This window comes from Pleurocapsa sp. PCC 7319 (genome assembly GCF_000332195.1).
Lineage (GTDB): Bacteria > Cyanobacteriota > Cyanobacteriia > Cyanobacteriales > Xenococcaceae > Waterburya.
In genome coordinates this window covers 3741122-3761693 of record NZ_KB235922.1, presented here as the reverse complement: position 1 = coordinate 3761693, position 20572 = coordinate 3741122, and the positions used below count along the sequence as shown (strand labels likewise).

The window sequence follows — 20572 nt, the reverse complement described above, 5'->3', positions numbered from 1 at the left end:
CCCTTCGGGTTCAGCAGTTTCTTCTTGATGAAGTCCTAAAGCATCAGGATTTGATACCCTAATTTCAAGATACAAGGGATACCGCGGAGCATATAGCGACTGCATCAAGAAGGTCTATGTAGATCGAATTTCTATCTTTTCCCTTTTCCCAGACGCAACCAATCAATAAATACGGCTATCTCTTGAAGTATTGCGATAGGGGTTGGGAGCATCTCATTTCAAATAGCTATAGCTCGAAATTCTTGCTCAAATCTTTATTAATATTTCATTGCTTCTTGATGCAAATATTTTTTTAATAAGTCAAATTAGTACTGGCATTAGTAAAATCTGTTAAGTAAAATCTACATTCAACCGCTGGGCTATAAAAGCTCCTGCTTCGTCAATAGCTTCTCTTCCTTCAGCAAGTTTGGGGGCAAATTGGTGGAAACAGTGAATCAGTTCTTGCCAAACTTTTAGTTCTACTGCCACATTATCTTCAGTCGCCTTGCTAGCCAATCTAAGAGAATCATCCAGTAAAACCTCTTGACTACCTACATGAATCAACAAAGGAGGTAATGCCGATAAATCAGCGTAAATTGGCGAAACTATGGAATTGAGAAAATTTTTCTCTGGTAGATAAGAATTGGCTACGATTTCTAAAAGTTCGGGCGAAACTATCGGATCTACTTCGGCTAAGGTTTGTAAAGAGCGACCCGTTCTGGCAAAATCTGTTAAAGGCGACATCAATAAAGCACAAGCAGGAAGGGGTTCGCGATTGTTTCTTAACGACAACATCATTCCTAGAGCTAAATTCCCCCCAGCAGAATCACCAGCTAAAGCTATCTGTGCCGAATCAAAACCTGTTTCGAGTAGCCAACGATAGGATATCAAACCATCTTCTAAAGCTGCGGGAAAAGGATATTCGGGTGCTAATCGATAGTCAATAAGCAAAACTTGTGCTTTGGTAGCAGTTGAGAAATCGCAGGCAACACGACGATGAGTATTGCGAGAGCCAAACAGATAACCACCACCATGTAAATAAAGAATAATCTGCTCTGAAGATGCTTCTGGTGTGGAAATTAAATCTGCGGGTATGCCAACAACATCAATCGATTTGATAGTTGCATTAGGATGAGATGGCATGGTAAATACTGCTTCAAAGTTAGCTCGCATTTCATTTATGTTTTCACCCCAATGAAAGTTACGTAGCTTGTGAATAATAACAGCAAGTTCTTGTTGACTCATAATTTCCGTTTGTTGGAGGATTAAACTCAGCCAAGTGCATCAGTTTTCTCTATTAAAAGGGTAAATCGAGAAAAAACAGGGAGAAAAATGAGTTTTTAATAGTCAAAGCATCTTTACCGAGTTATCTTTGAAAGCTCAGACTGTTTTCAAGACAGGTCTAATAATTTATAGATTATGGGTTATGGGTAATAGGTAAATCTATGAAACTGTTATTGAGGAAGTTTTTAATTGCAATTGTGGTTGTTGGGATGGTGTTTTATTTTAAATCTCAATCAATGGTAGCTAGTCCAATTAAAATTCTGCTTCCTCTTTATAGTTATCCCAACTGGTATGAGCCTGAAACCTATGTCTGGTCTGATGTTGCTCGTGCTGCCGAACAAGTTCCAATGGTCCTGATGGTCAGCCCCCTAATTCCGACTATGAGAAAGGTTTACAAGATTTAAGGCAGTCAGACATTACTATTTTGGGTTATGTATATACTAAATATGGCGATCGCCCAATTGAGGAAGTAAAACACGACATAAATCTCTATCACAGCTATTACGATGTTGAGGGGATTTTTCTAGATGGTAGTTGTAGATTGGGAGCAGATTGCCGCAATGGATTGTCAAGTTATATTAGCTGATGTTCTCGATGAAGATAATCAGACTCATTGTATACGTCATAATTCTCAGAATATAGTCAAAAAACTAGGTTGCGTTGCCAGACGTTGTTCAAACTTATATCTTTAAAGCTACTTCGGAGACAATAAAGTATAAATACTTAGATGTTTAACTTTGGATAAACTTTAAAAACATCTTGGTTTTTATGAACTTTCGAATAACTTACTGTAGAAATACTGGGAGTTAAAAATACTATGCACTATTGTAAGTAATAATATTTAAATAAATACACGTAAGAGTACAATCTAAAAATACATGGTAGACAATATTTTTGCTTCTAAATCCTATCTATGTAAATCTTTAAATGTATTAATCGTCGAACCTAACAGACAGCAGGGAAGACTGTTAAGCGAACTCATTAAAACTAAAAGACCTCATCTTAAAGTTCTTTTATTAGAAGACTCAGAGCAAGTATTTTCTCTAATGTATGGACAAATGACCATCGATATTTTGTTCTTTGATATCGAAGAAGAGTCCAATCCTGATAACTTAGCTTTGATCAAAGCAATCTCACCTCAAACAAGTTTAATTCATTGGAGTGATTATCAACATCCAGAAGTAATTGAACTACTATATTCTCTTGGAGTTAATTCTTTTTGTACTAAGGAAAGTAATGCCGAAATTATTTTAGAAGCTACTGATTTAGCCAGTAACTATCCTCAATCCCTATATTTAGATCAAAAGCTGCATCAGTGCTTACCTTTACTACAAAATTAAAATCAAAATATGAAAGTCAGACGATAATATAAGCTAGGATTTGAGCATATTTGCAACTGTAATGTCTGATCTTTTTGCCGAACACAAAAATCGACTATCTGAATTAATTTCTACTTACGGCGATCGCGTTGACTTTTTGACTATTCGTCTAGAACAAGTAGAGGAAACAAATATTTTATTGCGAACCAGTAAAATAGAAACTCTTAGTGAAAGCATCGCTTTAGGTGGGCAAGTTCGAGCTTGTCATCGTGGAGGTTGGGGATTTGCGGCTTTTAATGATCTATCAACATTGGTAGCCAGAATAGAAGAGGCGATCGCTGCTGCCAAAATGGTGGGGGAATCAGAAACTATCCTCGCGAACGTCGAAGCTGTACATGACATATGTCAAATTCCCCTTTCAGGAAGTAATCCCAGAGAAATATCTCTAAGAAATAAAAAAGCACTATGCGATCGCTATAATGAGCTGCTACGTAGCTATAACAAGTGTCTTACTTCTACCACAGTTAGTTATAGTGATAGTTCTCAAAAAATAATTATCGCTACTTCCGAAGGCAGCTTGATTGAGCAATCTTGGTCAGATATGGAAATGCGCTTTGCGGCGATCGCCAGGAAAGGAGATACAGTACAAACAGGGCGAGAAACCGTTGGTTCACGTCAGGCTTATGAAGACTTATGTAACTTAGATCATCAAGTCATCGGTGCAGCCCAAAGAGCAGTAGACGCCCTATCATTACCCAAAATCAAAGGAAATATCTATACTGTAGTCATCGACCCCATATTGACAGGCTTATTTGTTCATGAAGCCTTTGGACATCTCTCAGAAGCAGATATGGCTTATGAAAATCCTGACTTGTTAGAAATAATGAGTATAGGCAAACGTTTTGGTTCGGAAGAATTGCAAATATTTGATGGTGCTGCACCAATAACATCCGAGCAAAATTATATCCACCGAGGTAGCTATTTCTATGATGATGAAGGTACGCCCTCAACTACTACGCAATTAATTAAAGATGGAATTTTGGTGGGCAGGTTACACTCCCGTGAAACAGCTGGCACACTGGGAGAACAGCCTACAGGTAATGCCCGTTGTCTTAACTACAATTATTCACCCATAGTCCGGATGACTAATACCTGGATTGCTAGAGGTCATACGCCAGTAACGGAGCTTTTTCAAGGTATCTCAGAAGGAGTATATGCTCGTAATTGGTTAGGAGGAATGACTAATGGCGAAATGTTTACCTTTAGTGCGGGGGAAGCCTGGATGATTCGGAATGGGGAAATTGCCGAACCGGTAAAAGATGTTACTCTCTCCGGTAATGTATTCAAAACTTTAGCCAATATTGAAGCGATCGGCAATGATTTTTATTGGGATGAGTCAGGCGGTTGTGGCAAAGGAGGACAATCTGGACTAGCCGTTGGTTGTGGTGGTCCAAGTTTAAGAATCCAAAATGTCACGATTGGCGGCGATTCTAATTAATTACGTCTTTATTTCTGGCACTTATTCTTTGTCAGAGATTAAAATAACAGTAAAGGTTTAAATAAGAAAAAACCCAATCACAATGACTGGGTTACGGAGCAAGATTACATAATTAGCTAGTTGTGTATCGCTTTTTGAACTAGTCCAATCATCAAAAACTCTGAGAATATCCTTATAGATGAATCAAATTTGTTTAGCGACAGAAACCATCATCTATGTTCTTGAGATAGAGCACAACAGTATATTTACGAGGATTTGTAAATAAATCCTCTTTTTTTTTGTTATTTTTACTTAAGACTAAGTTTTTTATAGAGAAGCCAAGGGTTGGTTAAGATTAAAAGAATATCAAGTTGGGGGGAAAAAGAGTTTAGAAAGGCATTTTATAGCAATACGGACTTACATTAGAACACTCATTACTTATTACTTATTACTTATTACTTACGAGCAATCAAATAAACTTGTCCTAATACAACTTTGTACGGCTATATCTTGGTATTTTGTGCTTATACTTTTATTCTTTGGCATAAGTTCACTGGAGGTTTAAGACGACGTTGAGTGAACAAACCTTTGAATACTTTTCCTGAAGCCTTAGAGACATTTCGTACCGCTATCTCTTATCGTTTAGTAGAGTGGCTCAACCAGAATCGTGACGTATTTATAGCTTATAAAGCTAGTTTAGGCTTTGTTTGGGCTTTATTTTTGTTTAAGTACCGTTAAAAACTTTCTGAAAAAAAAGGACTAGATAGCGTAAACACTACAGCCCTAACTAACATTTGAGAATTAATTAGTAATTACTAATTATCAATTTTTACCGAAATATAGCAATACAGATTTACATTAGGACACTTATTACTCATTACTTACGAGCAATCAAATAAACTTGTCTTAATGTTACTTGGTACGGCTATATTAACTATTAGGTATGGTTTGCACTGCATTTGCTCCGTCAACCCCCTTGGCAACTTGTTCAGCTTTCGAGAGGATGCTTTCAGCATCAGGATTGTATTTTAAAACAACAGTACTGCCTGTTTGGGCAACCCAAAGTCCAACGCTGTCTGATACACCAGCTTCATCTAGTGCTTGAGCAACACGCTTAGCTAGCCCACTCTCGTCAAATTGACCATCAAGACCAACTTTTTCGGGTGGAATCTTATTTTCTTTGGCTGCTGCTTTAACAGAGACTTTACCTGCTTTAGCTGCTTTATCTTCTTCTTTCTTACCGAATAGTTTTCCGAGTAAACCCATATTCTTTATCCTCTTGCACTTTTTTTTGGTGTAAAAGATTAAAAGATTATTTACACCTGAAGGAAGTATATGGGAAGCATACAGAATGAACCCCAGAAGTTATAAAGACTTTAGATTTAGGAGGTTTAAGCATTTTTGCTCATTTTTCCGAGGTATTTTTGTAGGTAAGGAGAAAATACCTCATAGATCAAAGTTAGAGGTTGACGATCATGCCAAAACAAGTAGTGACGACCCCAAAATGGTTCTTTTTCCTTAAATGCGGCTTCTAAGTCCGAAGAATATCCACAATAAACTCCACGAACATCCCGATATAACTCGGTATGTAGTGTCGAAAGGCTGCGCCATATAGGTTGAGAACGATTCTGCAAATAATCATCAATATTGCTGGCATTCCACCAGGAAGCAGCATAAGCTAATCTTTTACCCGATTCAGTGCGTAACCATACTTGTCTTCTTAATCTGGGTTCGGAGATGACTTTAATTTCATTTGGTGCGTCATCGTCGCATTCACCAATTAAAGACATATCGATAACATCTACTTCAGTTCGTTCCCCAGTAAGTAACTGTAAATGATGAGTGGGAGAGCCATCGCCTAATAAGAGCATTTGCCATGTTGGGGCTAGCTGATCGTGGGGTAGTCCTTGCTGAACAATTTCTTGGTCTCCCTGCCAAATTGGCTTGAGACGATGCCAGCTTTTAATAGTGCTATGGATATTGTATGGTTGGGTTGCAGTCACTTTAAGTTACAAAACTTTACTCTTCTTAATAATGATGGTAACGTTCTTTGTTAAAAATTTCCTATTTCGTCAGAGACAAAATCACTTTTATAAATTTATAATCGCTTATAGAGCGATCGCCAATATACTTAAAATCAAATTACTGTTAATTTTGCCTATCAACTTGATTAATCAAAATGACGTTGAAAACGAGAATCAAAATGATGTTTCTTCTTTTGATTACATCGGCTACATAAGACTTGCAAGTTACTAATATCATTACTGCCACCATTAGCCAGTGAAATAATATGATCTATATGTAGTTGTGTTTCCGCATTCTTTTTTCCGCAGCTTTGACATTGATAATTGTCTCGCTGCAACACATACTTTTTAACAGACTGAGGTAAATTAGTTCTTGGCGTTTTGGACATTATTGAGAAATAGTTTGGCGAATATCATCTAAAGAATCACTATTTTGAGACAAATTATCATTTTTAACTTCTTCTGGCTCATCAGGACAAAATTCCAAGATCACTCTCATTCTAATCTTCCCTTTTTGCCACTCTCTAGATTGAGGTTCTAAAATCTCAGCATCAACGCTTGTATTCCACCTTTGATGAGAAGGGGGAGTTCCTAAACCTCCTTGTTTTAATTGTTCTGGTAAATTATTTAGTACCAAGTTCCCAAAAGACCTGTTTATGTACTCCATAAACTTAATTATCTTAAATGTTGTTCCGTTGCTAAAAGAAATAACTGTATTAGAGTCTTCATGTTCTAAGTGTTGAAATTTAATTTCTGAGTTCATATTGATAGTTCGGATAAATTTGTATTAATTAATATTTCTATTGATTCTCATGTCTTATATCATCCAGTATCGATTCTGATTGCTCGGGAATAAAACGTAAACAAATCTTTATCTTACCTTTTTGCCAGTTTTGATTGGGAGATAGAAGCTTACAAGGAACTCCTTCATTAAGCCATCTTCCCATTTTGTTGGCATTTATACTTTGAATTAATCTGTCCAAAAATTCTTGAGCTTTATATGTATGATGATTGATCAAAATATTATCGTCTTTATTATTAATTGAGATCACTTCATCACCATTAATAAATTTTTCTACTCCTTTCATTATTAATTCCTCTTTAGTTTTAGCTTTTATATTGTAGGATTGATTTATTTGCAAACATCATCATTCATTTGGCTCTAAATTAGAATTATCCATTTTATTATTATAGTTTTACTCAATATTATTTATTTCAGCTTGGCGAATATCATCAAGGGGTGATTCTATTTCTTCAGGTTTATCAGGAATAAATTCTAGAGATATGTTTAGCTTTAATTTTATTTTTCCTTTTTGCCAGCCTGAAGAACCAGCTTTTAAAATCTCGCATTTTTCTCCATCTTGAAACCATAGTTTGGCATCGCAATTACATTTTAGTTTTTGAGTAATTGAGTTGCTAATAGTGTGAAATATATTACTATTACTGTTAAATGCTAATTTTATGAGATCAAATAATTTATAAACAAATATAGGATCTCTGGAATCAAAAGAAATAATATCTCTATTATTACAGTTAGCTAAATATTCATTTGGCTTTATATCAATATTGGAATTTGTCATTTGATTGTTTAATTTGGATTAGTGTTATCTACTTTTATTTGGCGAATATCATTAAGATAATGACTAGAATCTTTATCTTTTTGCTCGAGCTGTATCTTGTTTGAATCAATATTGATAACACTTACCTGTTGATTGATAACTGGTAGTTGATATTCAGATAATTGAAGCGATCGCCAGCAATTATTTAATTCATTAACTGACTGATTATATTGTTTGATTTTTTGCTTTAAATCCAATTGTAATTTTTGATTTAAGGCAATCTTAGTAATCGCTTCTTGTTCTAAAGTTTGTTCTAAAAATGCTCTTGCTTGAGGATAATACTGTAATATTTTCTCTGCTTGCCTTTCTGCCATTGGCAACAAATGGGTCTTAATTGTTTGGTTAATAGTTTGACGGAAATTTTGGCGGATTGTGGTGGAAACTTTTGGTTCAAAATCTAACTTTAATAACTGACGGATGGCAGGTTCAGCTTCAACCATACTGGCACAGTCATAACCCTGTGAAGTCTGTTGTAATGTTTGACGAAATTGATAGATAGAAAATGTTCCTTCGTCATAAAAACGGCGGCTTTCCCTAACATAGCGATCGCATTCTGTTTTGGCTTCACTAACTAAGGCATGAATCAATTTAGTTTCTAATTCTTTTAATTCTGATTGGATACCAGTGTCTTCGCCTAGTAAGCGATCTAATGTCCGATAATATTCTTGTTGTTTTAAGCGATCGCCTAAATGCTCACAAAAATTATGAACTAATGTTTCTGATGCGGCAACTAAAATAACTTCAAGTTCGTTAGCCAGATAATATAAAGCTTCTACTAAAACAGCAATTAAAGGTGCAGTTGCATTACGGGGATGAGATAACGTAGCGAGACTGTAGGCATCCTGCACGGAAAATGTTTGTAGTAGTTCATCTAGACGACTTACCATCCGAGCTTTTAGCTTTTGAAAGTCCGATTCAAATTCAGAATTTTGATTGGTAACAATAGAGTTCACTTCATTTTCTAAGTGTTCGGAAAATTCTTTGCCAATTATCTGTAACTTTTGATTGAGTAGTGTCAACTCCTGAGTTTTCATCGCTTCAATTTCATGGGGTTGATTTGCTAACTCTTGTAATTGTTTGAGATAATCTTGTTTGAGCTTGGTACAGACAGGCTTGAGATCTTCAGCTAAGTTGGCAAATAGCTGTGGGCGTTTTTCCTCTGTAAGATAGCGAGTAATAGCCCTACGAAATTCTTCAATCCCACTATCGGCAATCAATTGTTCAATCAATGGTGTCCCGAACTCACTTAGGATGCGAGTGTAGTTTTCATTTGGTGTTTCGTAACCATTAACAGATACTCTAAAATTTGTGCGAGTAAGTTTACCTGAGTTAGCACAGTAGTTATTAAATTCACTGACAAATTGGGGTGTTTCTTCTTCCCCGCCAATCCCTTTGACGCTTTCAGCAAATAGAGAATTTAAACCAAAACGTTCGCTGCTATTGGCAGATTTAATTTGACTACCGTAAAATCCTAGCAAACCACTGGTTTTATATACTCGTTTATTACCTCTAAACTGAGTCTGAATTAGGTTATCTAAACGCTGTCTTAATTGTCCGTTGTACCAAGTTTGATCGATGCGATTAAAAACATAAAAAACGCGATCGCGTATTCCCATATTGGACTTCATCTTTTCCATCAACTCGGTTTCTTCGGATGTCATTTCTCCAGCCGAAGCAGGTTTGAGAACACAAATTACCGCCGAAGTATCGGGATGTTCGATTTTACTGTAGGTAAGTTCGGCATCTTTTTTAACCGGGGCATCAATACCTGGCATATCAACTAAGACATTGCCATCTTCTAAGAGAGGATGATGGCAGTAATATTCAACTTTAGTCAATACCGCACTATTACTTCCCCGTCTAGCATAGGTTGCTGCTTGGGATAAATTAGAGAAATTAAATTCCTCCATCGAGTAAGTATTATTCTTCTTGGCATCAATGCGATCGCGGTTCTCTGCAAATCCTTGTAACAGCAAATCTAAGGCATTAGCCTTTTTTGCTCTTTCTGATTTACTGACACCACCTTCTTGTTCAATAATTGCAGCACAAGTTTGAGTAAGAGAATTGATGACTGCTGATTCGCTAACATTATCTGATGTTGATAACCCCAAATGCTGGCATAAACTAATAATTTGCTGTTTAATTTCAGATTCACTCAGAAAAGTCAGAACTACTCTTTCTGCTGCTGGATCAGCATATTCAATGTAACATTCAGTTCCTGTAGCGTGTCCCTCGGCACTATAAAGCAATTCCCGTTCTAGTAGTGCATTAATCAACATCGATTTTCCAGCACTAAATGCCCCGGCAAAGACAATCTCAAACTTAGGTGCGATCGCTTTTTTTAACGATGCTTCGACAACTCGAATATCTTGTTGATTTGTATTTAATTCTGATACCAAATCTAAAATACTGTTGACGTTATTAGACAGTTCGGAACATTGAGGTGGAAGAAAACTCATACAGCCAGAAAAGTTATACTACTTAATTTAGAGTTCCCTCAGAATAATCAGAATTATCTATTTGTTTTGAATCTTCTCTATTCGATATCGCCATAGAGCATTGATTTGATGGAGCTACTAAACTAAACATAATCTCAATAACCCCTGTAAATAGTCTTCGTTAAAATTCCAAAACGAGATATCCTAGCATAGAGAAAATATATGCCAATGATTTAAAAAAAGCGGTGCTAGACCTCAAACTAATCAGAGAAAATCCTGAGCGAACCCAAGAATTAATCAATCGCCGTAACGGTACATACGATATTCAAGCAATTTTGGAATTAGATCGCACTTCCCGAGAGCTAGAAACTAACCGCAGTCAACTCAGTGCCAGAGGGAACGAAATTGGCAAACTGATTGGGAAAAAAATTGGTGGTGGTTGCGATCCTAAGGGAGAAGAGATTGCTCAATTAAAAGCTGAAGGTAATGAGATTAAAGCTAAGTTAAATCAACTTGAACCCCAAGAGAAAGAATTAAAAGCCAAAATAGAAGCTCTTTTACTAGAATTACCCAACTTACCCGATGAATCAACTCCAGTTGGCACAAGCGAAGAAGATAATGTCGAAATTAAACGTTGGGGAGATCAATACATTCCCGATCATAAGGATATTTTGCCTCATTGGGAAATTGGCGAAAAATTAGGGATTCTCGAATTTAAACGAGCTGTTAAGGTAGCTCAAAGTCGCTTTGTAAATTTAGTGGGTGCAGGAGCAGCATTAGAAAGAGCTTTGATTAGTTTTATGCTAGATACTCAAATTGAGTCTGGGTATACAGAAGTCATGCCCCCAGTACTAGTAAACAGCGATTCTTTACAAGGTACCAGTCAACTACCTAAGTTTGCTGAAGACAGTTTTAAATGTAGTAACGATGATTTGTGGCTAGCTCCCACTGCCGAAGTTCCTGTGACTAATCTCTATCGAGATGAAATTCTGGAAGATACGGAATTACCCATCCATCATTGTGCTTATACTCCTTGTTTTAGAAGGGAAGCTGGTAGTGCAGGAAGAGATACTAGAGGTTTAATTAGACTGCATCAATTTAACAAAGTAGAGTTGGTTAAAATAGTTACCCCAGAAACATCTGATGCTGAACATCAGAAATTGCTGGAAAATGCTGAAGCAATCCTTCAAGCTTTAAAGTTGCCCTACCGTGTTTTAGAATTATGTACTGGAGATATCGGTTTTGGGGCGGCTAAATGTTATGACTTAGAGGTTTGGTTGCCTTCTGCCAGAATGTATCGAGAAATCTCTAGCTGTTCCAATTTCAAAGATTTTCAAGCCCGTCGAGCTAATATTCGTTTTAAACAAGCTGGTCAAAAAGGTACCCAGTTCGTTCATACTTTAAATGGTTCGGGACTAGCAGTAGGTCGAACTATGGCAGCGATCTTAGAAAATTATCAGCAGCCCGATGGGACGATTAGAGTACCTGAGGTTTTGCAACTTTATTTAAAACGAGAAGTTTTATAGTAATTAACTGATGTTACGCACTAATTAATCTGTTGAGGCTGGGAAAAGGTTAAAGGTTAAAGGGAATATTATCCTGTTTTTATCGATTACTAAAATCATTGATTTCTCGTTGTACTGCGTAACGTCAGTCATTAATTAAATCAAAATAATTGGTAAGATAAGCTTTGACGCATTCAAACTGCATCCCCAGATTTTGGTAAAGGCAATAGGGAATAGGGAATAGGCAACAGAATATATGCAACCTAGGTGAGTCTAAGCTTACTTATCTCATTGCTAGGGACATTTTCCGGCTTGGTGGTTTGAAAGCGTGATCGATTGCCAGAATATCTGCCTCTGTTAGCTTGATATCCAGAGTAGACCGATTTTCTTTGACGTGCTTGGGATTAGTAGCTTTAGGAATCGAGATAACATTATCCTGATGTAGCAGCCAACTAAGGGCAATCTGTGTTGAGGTAGCATTGTGTTTAACTGCTATACCTTTTAACTTGGAATCATTAACAAAAGCTCTTTGTTCTACGGGAGAATAAGCCATTATTGGTATACTACGTTGTTTACACCAGGGAAGTAAATCCCACTCTATACCGCGACGCATCAAATTATAGAGTACCTGATTAGCAGCTATTTCTTTCCCTCCTGGTAACGACTCGGCTTCTTCTATGTCATCTGTATCAAAGTTGCTTACCCCATAATCTAATATCTTGCCTACCTGCTTGAGATGCTGTAATCCTTTAAGAGTTTCTGATAGGGGAATCGAGCCACGCCAATGTAGCAAGTATAAATCGAGATAATCGGTTTTGAGTCTCGATAGAGAGCGATCGCAAGCCTTGATAATACCCTGATAACTGGCATTAAACGGATAAACCTTACTAACTAAAAACACCTCTTGTCGCCGACCTGAAATTGCTTCGGCAACTATCTGTTCCGCACCACCTTCACCATACATTTCGGCAGTATCAATTAGAGTCATACCCAAATCTATTCCCAGACGTAAAGCATTGATTTCAGCTCTTTTTTGACTGGCTTTTTCTCCCATGCGCCATGTTCCCTGTCCCAATAAAGGTATTTCTCTTCCTGATGGTAATTGTAATGTTTGCATTAGTTTATCCTTTTGTGAGCGAGAAGACCCCTGTCTTATAGACATGGGGATGAAAGCGAACTTGGCAACAAAGGGTTGAGAGTTGACATTTTCGACACTAAATCTTTATATACCAAGATTTTGAACTGATGTACTATAGTTTTGTAGATGAAAACCAAGTCTATAATCAGTACTTTGAAAAGAGAATATATAGGGTTCCACTCACAAGAGCTTGAGTGGGTAAAATATTCTAGCCACGAAGTTAAGAAGATTTGCTTCACTGTACTGGAGGACAACCAGGAACAGACTGCCTGTAATGGTAGTGAAAGCTTGTGGATCGACCTCTTTCGGGGATGTGTCTTCACCATTGGTGTTCTCATCTAGATACGTCGGGATGAATCAAGAATCCCCCGCATTCTATGCGTGGGGAGTGTCAAATCAGTCACTTAAAGAACTAAGCTGGTTAAGATCGAATTTGACGAGGGAGCTTGCCGAGGAAACCTCGGCTAAGGAACGCGCAAGTTGTCGGTTGAGGCTGATGGGGAGATGGAGATATGAGCCTACGGGACTGTCTCCAAGTCGCTGAAAGAAGCCCTATTAATAGCTAATTAAACAAATTATAAGATTTTTTTCATTTAAATTTCATCTAACATAATCCAAAATTCACAACTAACTTAATTCACTATGGAAATCTGTATATAGAAATACTGAACAGTAAAGCGGCAAAGCCGCAGCTATAAGCTATAAGCTATAAGCTATAAGCTATAAGCCAATTAGAAGGGGCTTTAACCCCTCCTAATTGAAGACCACCAAACTTTGTTTGCTGGGGGCATTAAACCCAATAGCTATAAGCCCTTCGGGTTCGACAGTTTCTTTAAGCGGGACAAAGGCCAGGCGTATGGCCGCATCGTACCCCCTAAAGGGTTCAGCAGTGGCTTCAAGCGGGGGAACCCCGCCAACGCCCTGCTTCACCGCCAACGAACTGTCTCACTGTTAGCCGTTTACAAAGCGTAAACTTTAGAGCTTAGAGCTATTGGCTTAGAGCTTAGAGCTTTTTGGTAAATATAGAGGTTTTTCTACAAAATAAATTTCAATGATGGGAGTATCAACATGATTGTAGGAATCAATGAATTACAACCAGAAGCAATACAAACTATTAGAGGAATTATCACTGAAGTTGACGATGATGATTTTACTCTCAGCGATACTAGCGGAAGTATTGAGGTTGATTTTGATGATGATGATTTAAATGATGTAGATGATATTGATGATTTAGATGACATTAATGATGTAGCCATTGATAATTTTTTGAGTGAAATAAATGGAGAAGAAGTAATTGTTGTTGGCGAATTTGATGATGACGACGACGTTGATGATTTAGACTTTGATGCTCTAAGAATTACCAGAAATACTGGCTCTGTAGTATTAAGAGAGTTATTGCTAGAGGATGATCTTGAACTTGGGGCGGACAATAACAACTTCGTTCAAAATACTCCTGATGCAGTTATTGTTAATGGTGGAGTAGGTAATGACAGTTTGACGGGGTCTAGTGGCAATGATTTCCTGATTGCAGGTCCAGGTAATGACCAACTTACAGGGGGTCCAGGTTTTGATACCTTTATTGTGGGAGATGGAGCAGATATAGTTACTGACTTCGAGACGGTAGACGTTCTGGATTTGAGCAGCTCGTTTAATGATATTGGTCAAGTTCTGGGCACAGATGGAGCAGCGACTCAGGTAGGGCAAAATACTGTTATCGATCTGGGAAATGACAACTCAGTAACTCTACTCGGCTTTGCAGCTGAAGATTTGACTGCTGCCAACTTCGCTTTAATTTAAAAAAGCCTTAAAATTTTTCTCCAAAGCTCTATTGGCACTCTCCCGTATGAATGACGGGGGATTTTTCTTTCATGAGAAAGTAGAATTAGGAACTTTTATTTACTAATGGGGTTTAATCTATATCCTCCCCAAGTTACAGCTAAACTAATTAGAGCGATCGCAAAAAATCAATAAGCAAGCATTTATAGCTGTTTTCAATTGGATAGATTCCTCTGAGTATAAAAGCTTGTCACATATCAAGTATCTACTTCGTCTTATTGAATGAAGACTTTAGATTAGAAGATCTTAAAATGAAGACAAGACTTAAAATTGACAAAGTTGAACCTGCTGCCTACCATGCCATGATGGAGGTTGAGAACTATGTTCGTGCCAGTGGATTAGATAAAACCCTACTCGAACTTGTTAAAACCAGAGCATCTCAAATCAATGGCTGTGCTTTCTGCATTGATATGCACACCAAGGATGCCAGACACGCGGGAGAAACGGAACAGCGGCTCTATGCCCTCAGTGCTTGGTCAGAAACGCCCTTTTTTACTTCCCAAGAGCGTGCTGCATTAACCTTGACCGAAGCCGTAACGCAAATTGGCAAACACGGCGTACCTGATGCAGTATACGAAGAAGTGAGTCGCTACTTTACACCCGAGCAAATCGTAAAACTACTAATGGCGATCGTGGCAATCAACGCTTGGAACCGCCTTAGTATTGCCACCCAGATCGTACCTGGAAGTTATCAAGTACAAGCAACAGCATAATAAGTAAAGTAATCATGATTACCAGCTCCAAAAAAGCCCCCATAGATCAGCTTGAAGACTTCGATCAATATCGTTCGTTGCTATTTGCGATCGCCTATCGTATGCTGGGCAGTGTCATGGATGCCGAAGACATGGTGCAGGAAACTTTTCTGCGGTGGCAGCAAACGTCCCAACAAAGCGTCAAGTCTACCAAATCCTACCTCACGACAATCGTTACTCGCTTGTGCATTGACCAACTACGCTCAGCCCGGGTTCAAAGGGAACAGTATGTTGGGTCTTGGTTGCCCGAACCGATTGTTACAGAATCTTCTACTGACCCGAGCAAAATGGCTGAGTTGGCAGATTCTTTGACTATAGCGTTCCTAGTCTTACTAGAGCAATTGTCGCCATTAGAACGAGCTGTCTTTTTGCTACGAGAAGCCTTTGGTTATGATTACAAGGAAATTAGCCAAATCGTTAAAAAAAAACCTACCAACTGTAGACAGATTGCCCGACGGGCACGTCAGCATTTAACCAAAAGGCGATCGCGCTTTTCAGTTTCTCTTCAACAGCAAGAACGACTCACCCGCAAATTTATAGCAGCTTCTCAGCGAGGAGATTTGCAAGGATTGCTTGACTTACTAGCTGAAGATATTACCTTCTGGTCTGATGGAGGTGGTAAAGTCGTAGCTTGCCTCAAGCCTCTGCACGGTGCAGCTAAGGTAGCTGGTTTCTTGAGGGCAATTTATCGTCGTAGTCAGAAGCTTGGTTTAAAGTATGAGCTTGAGTTGGTTCGGGTGAACGGTCAACCAGGCATTGTTTACACTCTTGGCAGCAAGCTCGAAAACGTGGTAGCAATTGACATTGTGGATAATCGAATCCAGTCTCTCTATTTTATGAGAAACCCGAACAAGTTAAAACAGAGCTTTTCCAAAAAGGTGGCAGAAATGGCGCTCGACAACTTACACGGCTCAAGTCGGTCGCAGTTAGCCTATAATTTTTCTTAAACCTTCTCATGCAAAGTGATTTTGAGGGAAAAGTCTCTGGCGATCGCCATCACGAACAAATCAATTATTGAATTATTATCAGAAGCGGTGCAACTATGATGATTAAAGGTTACGCCTGTAAAGAACAAGGCGGAAAGTTAGAATCCTTTGAATACAATCCAGGGGAATTAGCTGCGGATGAGGTGGAAGTAGAAGTTGAATATTGTGGCATCTGTCACAGTGACCTATCAATGATCGATAACGAGTGGGGAATGTCTAGCTATCCTTTTATCCCTGGACATGAAGCTATTGGTAAGATCGTGGCAGTAGGGAGTCAAGTAGCTCCAGATCGCATCGGTCAGCGAGTAGGAGTAGGTTGGCAGTCGGCATCTTGTAATCACTGTAAAAACTGTGACGCGGGCAAAGAAGAACTGTGCTTGAACGAAGACGAAGTAGGTCAAACAATTGTCGATCGTAATGGTGCTTGGGCAAATAGAGTGCGATCGCAATCTCGCTGGGCAATTCCCATTCCCGATGGGTTAGATCCTTCTCTTGCAGGTCCTCTGATGTGTGCAGGGACTACGGTATGGTCGCCGATCCGACACTATGGCGTACGACCTGGAATGGAAACTGCGGTTTTGGGTTTAGGCGGTTTGGGTCACTTGGCAGTACAGTTTTTGGCCAAAATGGGAACCCAGGTAACGGGTCTTAGCACTACTCGTTCTAAGGAAGAAAACACCCGCAAACTGGGAGCAACTGATTTTATTGCCACCAAAGAATCACCAGAAGATTTAGAAAAAGCTGCGGGACGGTTTGATTTTATTTTGTCAACTGTTTCGGCAAATGTGGATTGGAATGCTTATATAAATGCTTTAGCACCTGAAGGAATTTTAGTTATCTGCGGTGTTCCCGATGGGGCAGTATCATTGATGCCTTTCCCACTAATTGCCAGCGAAAAGAAAGTCGGTGGCGGTCGTGCGGGTTCGCCTTCCGATACTAGAGAAATGCTGGAGTTTTGTGCGATTCATAATATTACGCCGATGTGCGAACAGTTTGCCATGCAGGATATTAACAAAGCTGTACAACACGTTCGCGATGGCAAAGCGCGTTTTCGAGCAGTGGTTAAAGTCTAATTAAAGCTGGAACAGTTAACATCGGAAATATCAGCAATTTGGGGTCAGAAAGCACCAGCACAAACATTAGTTCCAGTGCCAAGGTTAGCGTTAGATGGAATGTTGTTTGAGGTTGATGCGATCGCTGTAATTCCAGAATAACAATCTAAAAATCCATGCTATGCGGAGGCAAAAATGGAGAACCATCCCCTAAAGCAAGAAATAGCCAAAGCAGACAAAGCGATCGGCGATCGCGATTTTGATACTGTAGCCAGTTGCTATAGTGAAGATGCGGTATTGGTGGTTAAGCCTGGGACGCTGGTACAAGGTCGTGAAGCGATTAAAGAGGCACATAAGAAAATTTCTGACTACTTTAACGACAGTCTGAAAGTGTCACAAAGTGACATGGTTATAATTGAGGCTGGAAATATAGCCTTGGTTTTATCAAAAACCTATATCGAGTCTCCTAAAAAGCTAGATTCAGAGTTTTCCACTGAAAGAGATGCAATTTACGTCTATAAAAAGACTACTGATGGCAAGTGGTTGTGTGCTATTGATAATTCATACGGCGTAGAGCTATTAGAAACAAGTATCTAACAAAGCTCATCCACACCGATCCTTGAGAGTTCATCAGTTACGATACAAAGGAAAGGTTGTCTGTGGCGGGTAATAGGTAACTTTATACTCGGAAAATAATCGATTTATAGGGATACAGATATGCCAGTACCTTTAGAATATGAGCGCGCTTCAGGTCGATTCTATGATTATTTAGTAGACGCGCGGGATACGGCAGGGCTTTGGAGTACTCACGTAGCTTATACAATGACTCAGGGGGTATTTCACACGTTTCGTCACCGACTTTCAACGAAAGACGCTATTGCTTTTGCTAATGTACTACCGATTTGCCTGAGAGCGCTCTTTGTTACCGACTGGAATACAGATGAGCCGACAAAGCCATTCGAGAATCGTGAAGTTATGACGCAGGAGGTAAAGTCGTTGCGTTCGGAACACAATTTTTCTACGGATACGGCGATTAGTGATGTGGCTGGTGCTTTGCGAAGGCATGTAGATGAAGAAGCCTTCGATCGCCTGCTTACCCAGTTACCAGTAGGTGCAGTGGAGTTTTGGGAAATATAATTTACCTTGTTACTCATTACTCAGTCCTGCAATTCGATATGTAGCATTGTTTTTGGATTTCGTATAAGGAAAGGAAGCTCAATGATTGTTCTAGTTGTGTTACTCAGCGTTTTTTTTGTGACGTGGGGAATATTAGGGATTACAGGTCTTTCCCATCAGGTTCGCACTGCTGGGTGTATTGCATTTGCTGCCCTGTTTTTATTTACAGGAGTAAGTCATTTTAGTTTAGCGGACGGTATGGTGAAGATGCTGCCAGAACGGTTGCCCGCTCGCTATCCCATCATCTACATCACTGGAATCATGGAAATCCTTATGGGTATTAGCTTTTTGTGGTCATCGGCTCGGCGTATAACGGGTATTGTGGCGATTGCGCTCCGCGCAGTGGCAAAGCCAATCGCATTTCTAATTTGCGTGCTGCCCTCTAACATTTATGCCTCACTCAATTCTGTAGATTTTGGTGGCAATGTCCAAGGTGCGCGATATCTTCTCTTCCGTATACCACTGCAACTTTTTTTGATTTGGTGGGTATGGTTTATGGCTGTACGCCGTCCACGAGCAAACACAGTTTAATACCAAAAAACCGCTAAAGGAAGTGTTGTACGATGGAGGAACGTTGATGAGCCAGACAACTCTCTTTTATGCCCAAATTACTTCTGCTTATTTTGTTGTAACTGGATTGGGATTGCTAATTTCAACAAATTTCTACTCTAAGATGGTGCAGATGATGACACTATAGATTCCTTAACCATCAATCTTTCTGGGGCAGCCCATTTTCTGTTTGGTATGTCAATTCTGATTCAACATTTCCGTTGGGGAAACCTTTTGGAAATACTCGTTACGCTGATTGGTATCTTTACTACCATTAAAGGTGCAGGATTAATTGTCATACCTGAAGTCATGTTGCGATCGCCAAAAACCAGCAAGCAAGCACTCAAATTCTCAGGTGTCGGATTTGTTGCTTTAGGTATTTACCTGAGTTACGCGATCTATTCATACTAGTTAGTCGAACCAAATTTCACTAGCTCGCCTATCAAAATTTAGTCGAGACAAATTAAGGCTAAGGATGTTGTACAAGCTGCGATCGCCAAACGAAGACTGTCTCCTGAAACCCTCAAAGACAAAGGCTATCTATGAACTGTAAAAGTCATGCTAAATCGTCTTTATCAAAGGTGAATTCAATGGCGATCGCTTCTATTCCTACATTTTCCCCATTCAATGTTCTTTTAATAAATTAGAGCTAATTAAAAAGATGAAACAGTGGTACGAAGAGTTATATGAAGATTATGGAGTGAAATACGACCGCGAAAGTTTCACTCATGGAACTATTGGAGAATGCGATTTTCTCGAACAAGAGATTAATTACAACAAAAACTGCAAAATATTAGATATAGGATGTGGAACGGGCAGGCATTCTATTGAATTAGCTAAAAGAGGATACACAGTCGTCGGGATCGATTTGTCAGAATCACTTTTGCAACGTGCTAGAGAAAAAGCCGTCGAACAAAATCTGCAAATTGATTTCCTACAATGTGATGCCAGAAATCTTACTTATTTAAACGAATTTGATTTGGTTATTATGCTCTGTGAAGGTGGATTTACCTTGATGGAAACTGATGAGATGAATTTTCAAATTCTCCAGAATGCTGCCAATGCTTTAAAGCCAGAAGGAAAAATGATTTTTACCACTTTGAATGCTTTGTTTCCTCTGTTTCATTCTGTCAAAGAATTTCTCGATTCCCAAGTCAAAGAAGAAAATTCAACCCTTGATAATATTTCATTCGATCTAATGACTTTTCGGGAATCTAGCACTGTGTATTTTGAAGACGATCTGGGAAACAAAAAAGAACTGCAATGTAATGAAAGATATTATGCGCCATCTGAAATAACTTGGCTATCAAAGAGGCTTGATTTTACAACTATTGAGATATTTGGCGCAAAACTAGGTGCTTTTAGCCGAGATGATCAATTAACCACTGAAGATTTTGAAATGCTAGTCATAGCCGAAGGCTAATTGCTACTGCTAATG

The 20572-nt window shown here is 38.8% G+C and carries 24 protein-coding genes and 2 pseudogenes; 16 read left to right on the top strand and 10 right to left on the bottom strand.

The window, feature by feature from the left end; translation table 11 throughout:
• Positions 1-330: 330 nt before the first annotated feature.
• On the bottom strand, positions 331-1224 hold the full coding sequence (locus PLEUR7319_RS0121135) for an alpha/beta hydrolase (protein ID WP_019507225.1): 894 nt from the start codon (positions 1222-1224) through the stop codon (positions 331-333).
• Positions 1225-1424: 200 nt separating this feature from the next.
• Here PLEUR7319_RS0121135 and PLEUR7319_RS42185 point away from each other — a divergent pair, with 200 nt between their 5' ends.
• The 6 genes and pseudogenes from PLEUR7319_RS42185 to PLEUR7319_RS39600 all read left to right on the top strand — a co-directional run.
• On the top strand, positions 1425-1667 hold the full coding sequence (locus PLEUR7319_RS42185; protein WP_019507224.1) for a hypothetical protein: 243 nt from the start codon (positions 1425-1427) through the stop codon (positions 1665-1667).
• A pseudogene (locus PLEUR7319_RS43625) lies at positions 1667-1849 on the top strand (spherulation-specific family 4 protein); the annotation flags it as partial. The gene PLEUR7319_RS42185 and the pseudogene PLEUR7319_RS43625, both read left to right, overlap by 1 nt.
• On the top strand, positions 1791-1955 hold the full coding sequence (locus PLEUR7319_RS41675) for a hypothetical protein (protein WP_192816093.1): 165 nt from the start codon (positions 1791-1793) through the stop codon (positions 1953-1955). The pseudogene PLEUR7319_RS43625 and the gene PLEUR7319_RS41675, both read left to right, overlap by 59 nt.
• A gap of 186 nt (positions 1956-2141) precedes the next feature.
• Entirely contained in the window at positions 2142-2603 is a 462-nt protein-coding gene (locus PLEUR7319_RS0121120; protein WP_019507223.1) for a response regulator transcription factor, read from the top strand.
• Between the two features lie 61 nt (positions 2604-2664).
• Positions 2665-4080, top strand: a complete 1416-nt coding sequence (locus PLEUR7319_RS0121115; RefSeq protein WP_019507222.1) for a TldD/PmbA family protein — start codon at positions 2665-2667, stop codon at positions 4078-4080.
• A gap of 486 nt (positions 4081-4566) precedes the next feature.
• Positions 4567-4797 (top strand): annotated as a pseudogene (locus PLEUR7319_RS39600) (IS701 family transposase); the annotation flags it as partial.
• A gap of 192 nt (positions 4798-4989) precedes the next feature.
• Here the strand turns inward: PLEUR7319_RS39600 and PLEUR7319_RS0121105 are convergent.
• The 7 genes from PLEUR7319_RS0121105 to PLEUR7319_RS36255 all read right to left on the bottom strand — a co-directional run bounded on the left by PLEUR7319_RS0121105 (position 4990) and on the right by PLEUR7319_RS36255 (position 10161).
• Positions 4990-5325, bottom strand: coding sequence for a hypothetical protein (locus PLEUR7319_RS0121105; protein ID WP_019507220.1), 336 nt, complete (start codon positions 5323-5325; stop codon positions 4990-4992).
• Between the two features lie 125 nt (positions 5326-5450).
• Positions 5451-6062: a chorismate lyase gene (locus PLEUR7319_RS0121100; protein ID WP_019507219.1), complete on the bottom strand. Its 612-nt coding sequence runs from the start codon at positions 6060-6062 to the stop codon at positions 5451-5453.
• 167 nt (positions 6063-6229) lie between these two features.
• The gene (locus PLEUR7319_RS39595) at positions 6230-6472 is read right to left on the bottom strand and encodes an HNH endonuclease (RefSeq protein WP_019507218.1); all 243 of its coding nucleotides are present in this window, start codon (positions 6470-6472) and stop codon (positions 6230-6232) included.
• A complete protein-coding gene (locus tag PLEUR7319_RS36260) occupies positions 6472-6846 on the bottom strand; it encodes a KGK domain-containing protein (RefSeq protein WP_019507217.1) in 375 nt (124 codons plus the stop codon). The genes PLEUR7319_RS39595 and PLEUR7319_RS36260 overlap by 1 nt, the downstream gene beginning before the upstream one ends.
• 37 nt (positions 6847-6883) lie before the next feature.
• The gene (locus tag PLEUR7319_RS0121085) at positions 6884-7171 is read right to left on the bottom strand and encodes a KGK domain-containing protein (RefSeq protein ID WP_019507216.1); all 288 of its coding nucleotides are present in this window, start codon (positions 7169-7171) and stop codon (positions 6884-6886) included.
• A 108-nt stretch (positions 7172-7279) separates the two neighbouring features.
• Positions 7280-7663, bottom strand: coding sequence for a KGK domain-containing protein (locus PLEUR7319_RS0121080; protein ID WP_019507215.1), 384 nt, complete (start codon positions 7661-7663; stop codon positions 7280-7282).
• Between the two features lie 8 nt (positions 7664-7671).
• Positions 7672-10161, bottom strand: coding sequence for a dynamin-like GTPase family protein (locus tag PLEUR7319_RS36255; protein ID WP_019507214.1), 2490 nt, complete (start codon positions 10159-10161; stop codon positions 7672-7674).
• Between the two features lie 224 nt (positions 10162-10385).
• Here PLEUR7319_RS36255 and serS point away from each other — a divergent pair, with 224 nt between their 5' ends.
• The gene (gene serS / locus PLEUR7319_RS0121070; RefSeq protein ID WP_019507213.1) at positions 10386-11666 is read left to right on the top strand and encodes a serine--tRNA ligase; all 1281 of its coding nucleotides are present in this window, start codon (positions 10386-10388) and stop codon (positions 11664-11666) included.
• A 262-nt stretch (positions 11667-11928) separates the two neighbouring features.
• Here serS and PLEUR7319_RS0121065 read toward each other — a convergent pair whose 3' ends face one another.
• A complete protein-coding gene (locus PLEUR7319_RS0121065) occupies positions 11929-12762 on the bottom strand; it encodes an aldo/keto reductase (protein WP_019507212.1) in 834 nt (277 codons plus the stop codon).
• 774 nt (positions 12763-13536) lie between these two features.
• Entirely contained in the window at positions 13537-13719 is a 183-nt protein-coding gene (locus PLEUR7319_RS43620) for a hypothetical protein (RefSeq protein ID WP_019507211.1), read from the bottom strand.
• Positions 13720-13851: 132 nt separating this feature from the next.
• Here PLEUR7319_RS43620 and PLEUR7319_RS38405 point away from each other — a divergent pair, with 132 nt between their 5' ends.
• The 9 genes from PLEUR7319_RS38405 to PLEUR7319_RS0121010 all read left to right on the top strand — a co-directional run bounded on the left by PLEUR7319_RS38405 (position 13852) and on the right by PLEUR7319_RS0121010 (position 20557).
• A complete protein-coding gene (locus PLEUR7319_RS38405; RefSeq protein ID WP_019507210.1) occupies positions 13852-14580 on the top strand; it encodes a calcium-binding protein in 729 nt (242 codons plus the stop codon).
• Positions 14581-14870: 290 nt separating this feature from the next.
• Positions 14871-15332 (top strand): carboxymuconolactone decarboxylase family protein, encoded by a 462-nt coding sequence (locus PLEUR7319_RS0121045; protein ID WP_026102682.1) that lies wholly within the window; start codon positions 14871-14873, stop codon positions 15330-15332.
• A 14-nt stretch (positions 15333-15346) separates the two neighbouring features.
• A complete protein-coding gene (locus tag PLEUR7319_RS0121040) occupies positions 15347-16318 on the top strand; it encodes an RNA polymerase sigma-70 factor (RefSeq protein ID WP_019507208.1) in 972 nt (323 codons plus the stop codon).
• Positions 16319-16413: 95 nt separating this feature from the next.
• Positions 16414-17430 (top strand): NAD(P)-dependent alcohol dehydrogenase, encoded by a 1017-nt coding sequence (locus PLEUR7319_RS0121035; RefSeq protein WP_019507207.1) that lies wholly within the window; start codon positions 16414-16416, stop codon positions 17428-17430.
• 174 nt (positions 17431-17604) lie between these two features.
• Positions 17605-18006: an SgcJ/EcaC family oxidoreductase gene (locus tag PLEUR7319_RS0121030; protein WP_019507206.1), complete on the top strand. Its 402-nt coding sequence runs from the start codon at positions 17605-17607 to the stop codon at positions 18004-18006.
• Between the two features lie 120 nt (positions 18007-18126).
• Complete coding sequence (locus tag PLEUR7319_RS0121025) at positions 18127-18546, top strand: DUF2267 domain-containing protein (RefSeq protein WP_019507205.1); 420 nt, start codon at positions 18127-18129, stop codon at positions 18544-18546.
• Positions 18547-18627: 81 nt separating this feature from the next.
• Complete coding sequence (locus PLEUR7319_RS0121020; protein ID WP_019507204.1) at positions 18628-19116, top strand: hypothetical protein; 489 nt, start codon at positions 18628-18630, stop codon at positions 19114-19116.
• Between the two features lie 213 nt (positions 19117-19329).
• Complete coding sequence (locus tag PLEUR7319_RS0121015) at positions 19330-19545, top strand: hypothetical protein (RefSeq protein ID WP_019507203.1); 216 nt, start codon at positions 19330-19332, stop codon at positions 19543-19545.
• Between the two features lie 250 nt (positions 19546-19795).
• Complete coding sequence (locus PLEUR7319_RS0121010) at positions 19796-20557, top strand: bifunctional 2-polyprenyl-6-hydroxyphenol methylase/3-demethylubiquinol 3-O-methyltransferase UbiG (protein WP_019507202.1); 762 nt, start codon at positions 19796-19798, stop codon at positions 20555-20557.
• Positions 20558-20572 lie beyond the last annotated feature (15 nt).

Excerpts from the sequence above, each read along its gene's own strand:
- PLEUR7319_RS0121135 (WP_019507225.1), bottom strand. The coding sequence starts at position 1,224 with ATGAGTCAACAAGAACTTGCTGTTATTATTCACAAGCTACGTAACTTT.
- PLEUR7319_RS42185 (WP_019507224.1), top strand. The coding sequence starts at position 1,425 with ATGAAACTGTTATTGAGGAAGTTTTTAATTGCAATTGTGGTTGTTGGG.
- PLEUR7319_RS41675 (WP_192816093.1), top strand. The coding sequence starts at position 1,791 with ATGGTAGTTGTAGATTGGGAGCAGATTGCCGCAATGGATTGTCAAGTT.
- PLEUR7319_RS0121120 (WP_019507223.1), top strand. The coding sequence starts at position 2,142 with ATGGTAGACAATATTTTTGCTTCTAAATCCTATCTATGTAAATCTTTA.
- PLEUR7319_RS0121115 (WP_019507222.1), top strand. The coding sequence starts at position 2,665 with ATGTCTGATCTTTTTGCCGAACACAAAAATCGACTATCTGAATTAATT.
- PLEUR7319_RS0121105 (WP_019507220.1), bottom strand. The coding sequence starts at position 5,325 with ATGGGTTTACTCGGAAAACTATTCGGTAAGAAAGAAGAAGATAAAGCA.
- PLEUR7319_RS39595 (WP_019507218.1), bottom strand. The coding sequence starts at position 6,472 with ATGTCCAAAACGCCAAGAACTAATTTACCTCAGTCTGTTAAAAAGTAT.
- PLEUR7319_RS36260 (WP_019507217.1), bottom strand. The coding sequence starts at position 6,846 with ATGAACTCAGAAATTAAATTTCAACACTTAGAACATGAAGACTCTAAT.
- PLEUR7319_RS0121085 (WP_019507216.1), bottom strand. The coding sequence starts at position 7,171 with ATGAAAGGAGTAGAAAAATTTATTAATGGTGATGAAGTGATCTCAATT.
- PLEUR7319_RS0121080 (WP_019507215.1), bottom strand. The coding sequence starts at position 7,663 with ATGACAAATTCCAATATTGATATAAAGCCAAATGAATATTTAGCTAAC.
- PLEUR7319_RS36255 (WP_019507214.1), bottom strand. The coding sequence starts at position 10,161 with ATGAGTTTTCTTCCACCTCAATGTTCCGAACTGTCTAATAACGTCAAC.
- PLEUR7319_RS0121065 (WP_019507212.1), bottom strand. The coding sequence starts at position 12,762 with ATGCAAACATTACAATTACCATCAGGAAGAGAAATACCTTTATTGGGA.
- PLEUR7319_RS38405 (WP_019507210.1), top strand. The coding sequence starts at position 13,852 with ATGATTGTAGGAATCAATGAATTACAACCAGAAGCAATACAAACTATT.
- PLEUR7319_RS0121045 (WP_026102682.1), top strand. The coding sequence starts at position 14,871 with ATGAAGACAAGACTTAAAATTGACAAAGTTGAACCTGCTGCCTACCAT.
- PLEUR7319_RS0121040 (WP_019507208.1), top strand. The coding sequence starts at position 15,347 with ATGATTACCAGCTCCAAAAAAGCCCCCATAGATCAGCTTGAAGACTTC.
- PLEUR7319_RS0121035 (WP_019507207.1), top strand. The coding sequence starts at position 16,414 with ATGATGATTAAAGGTTACGCCTGTAAAGAACAAGGCGGAAAGTTAGAA.
- PLEUR7319_RS0121030 (WP_019507206.1), top strand. The coding sequence starts at position 17,605 with ATGGAGAACCATCCCCTAAAGCAAGAAATAGCCAAAGCAGACAAAGCG.
- PLEUR7319_RS0121025 (WP_019507205.1), top strand. The coding sequence starts at position 18,127 with ATGCCAGTACCTTTAGAATATGAGCGCGCTTCAGGTCGATTCTATGAT.
- PLEUR7319_RS0121020 (WP_019507204.1), top strand. The coding sequence starts at position 18,628 with ATGATTGTTCTAGTTGTGTTACTCAGCGTTTTTTTTGTGACGTGGGGA.
- PLEUR7319_RS0121015 (WP_019507203.1), top strand. The coding sequence starts at position 19,330 with ATGTCAATTCTGATTCAACATTTCCGTTGGGGAAACCTTTTGGAAATA.
- PLEUR7319_RS0121010 (WP_019507202.1), top strand. The coding sequence starts at position 19,796 with ATGAAACAGTGGTACGAAGAGTTATATGAAGATTATGGAGTGAAATAC.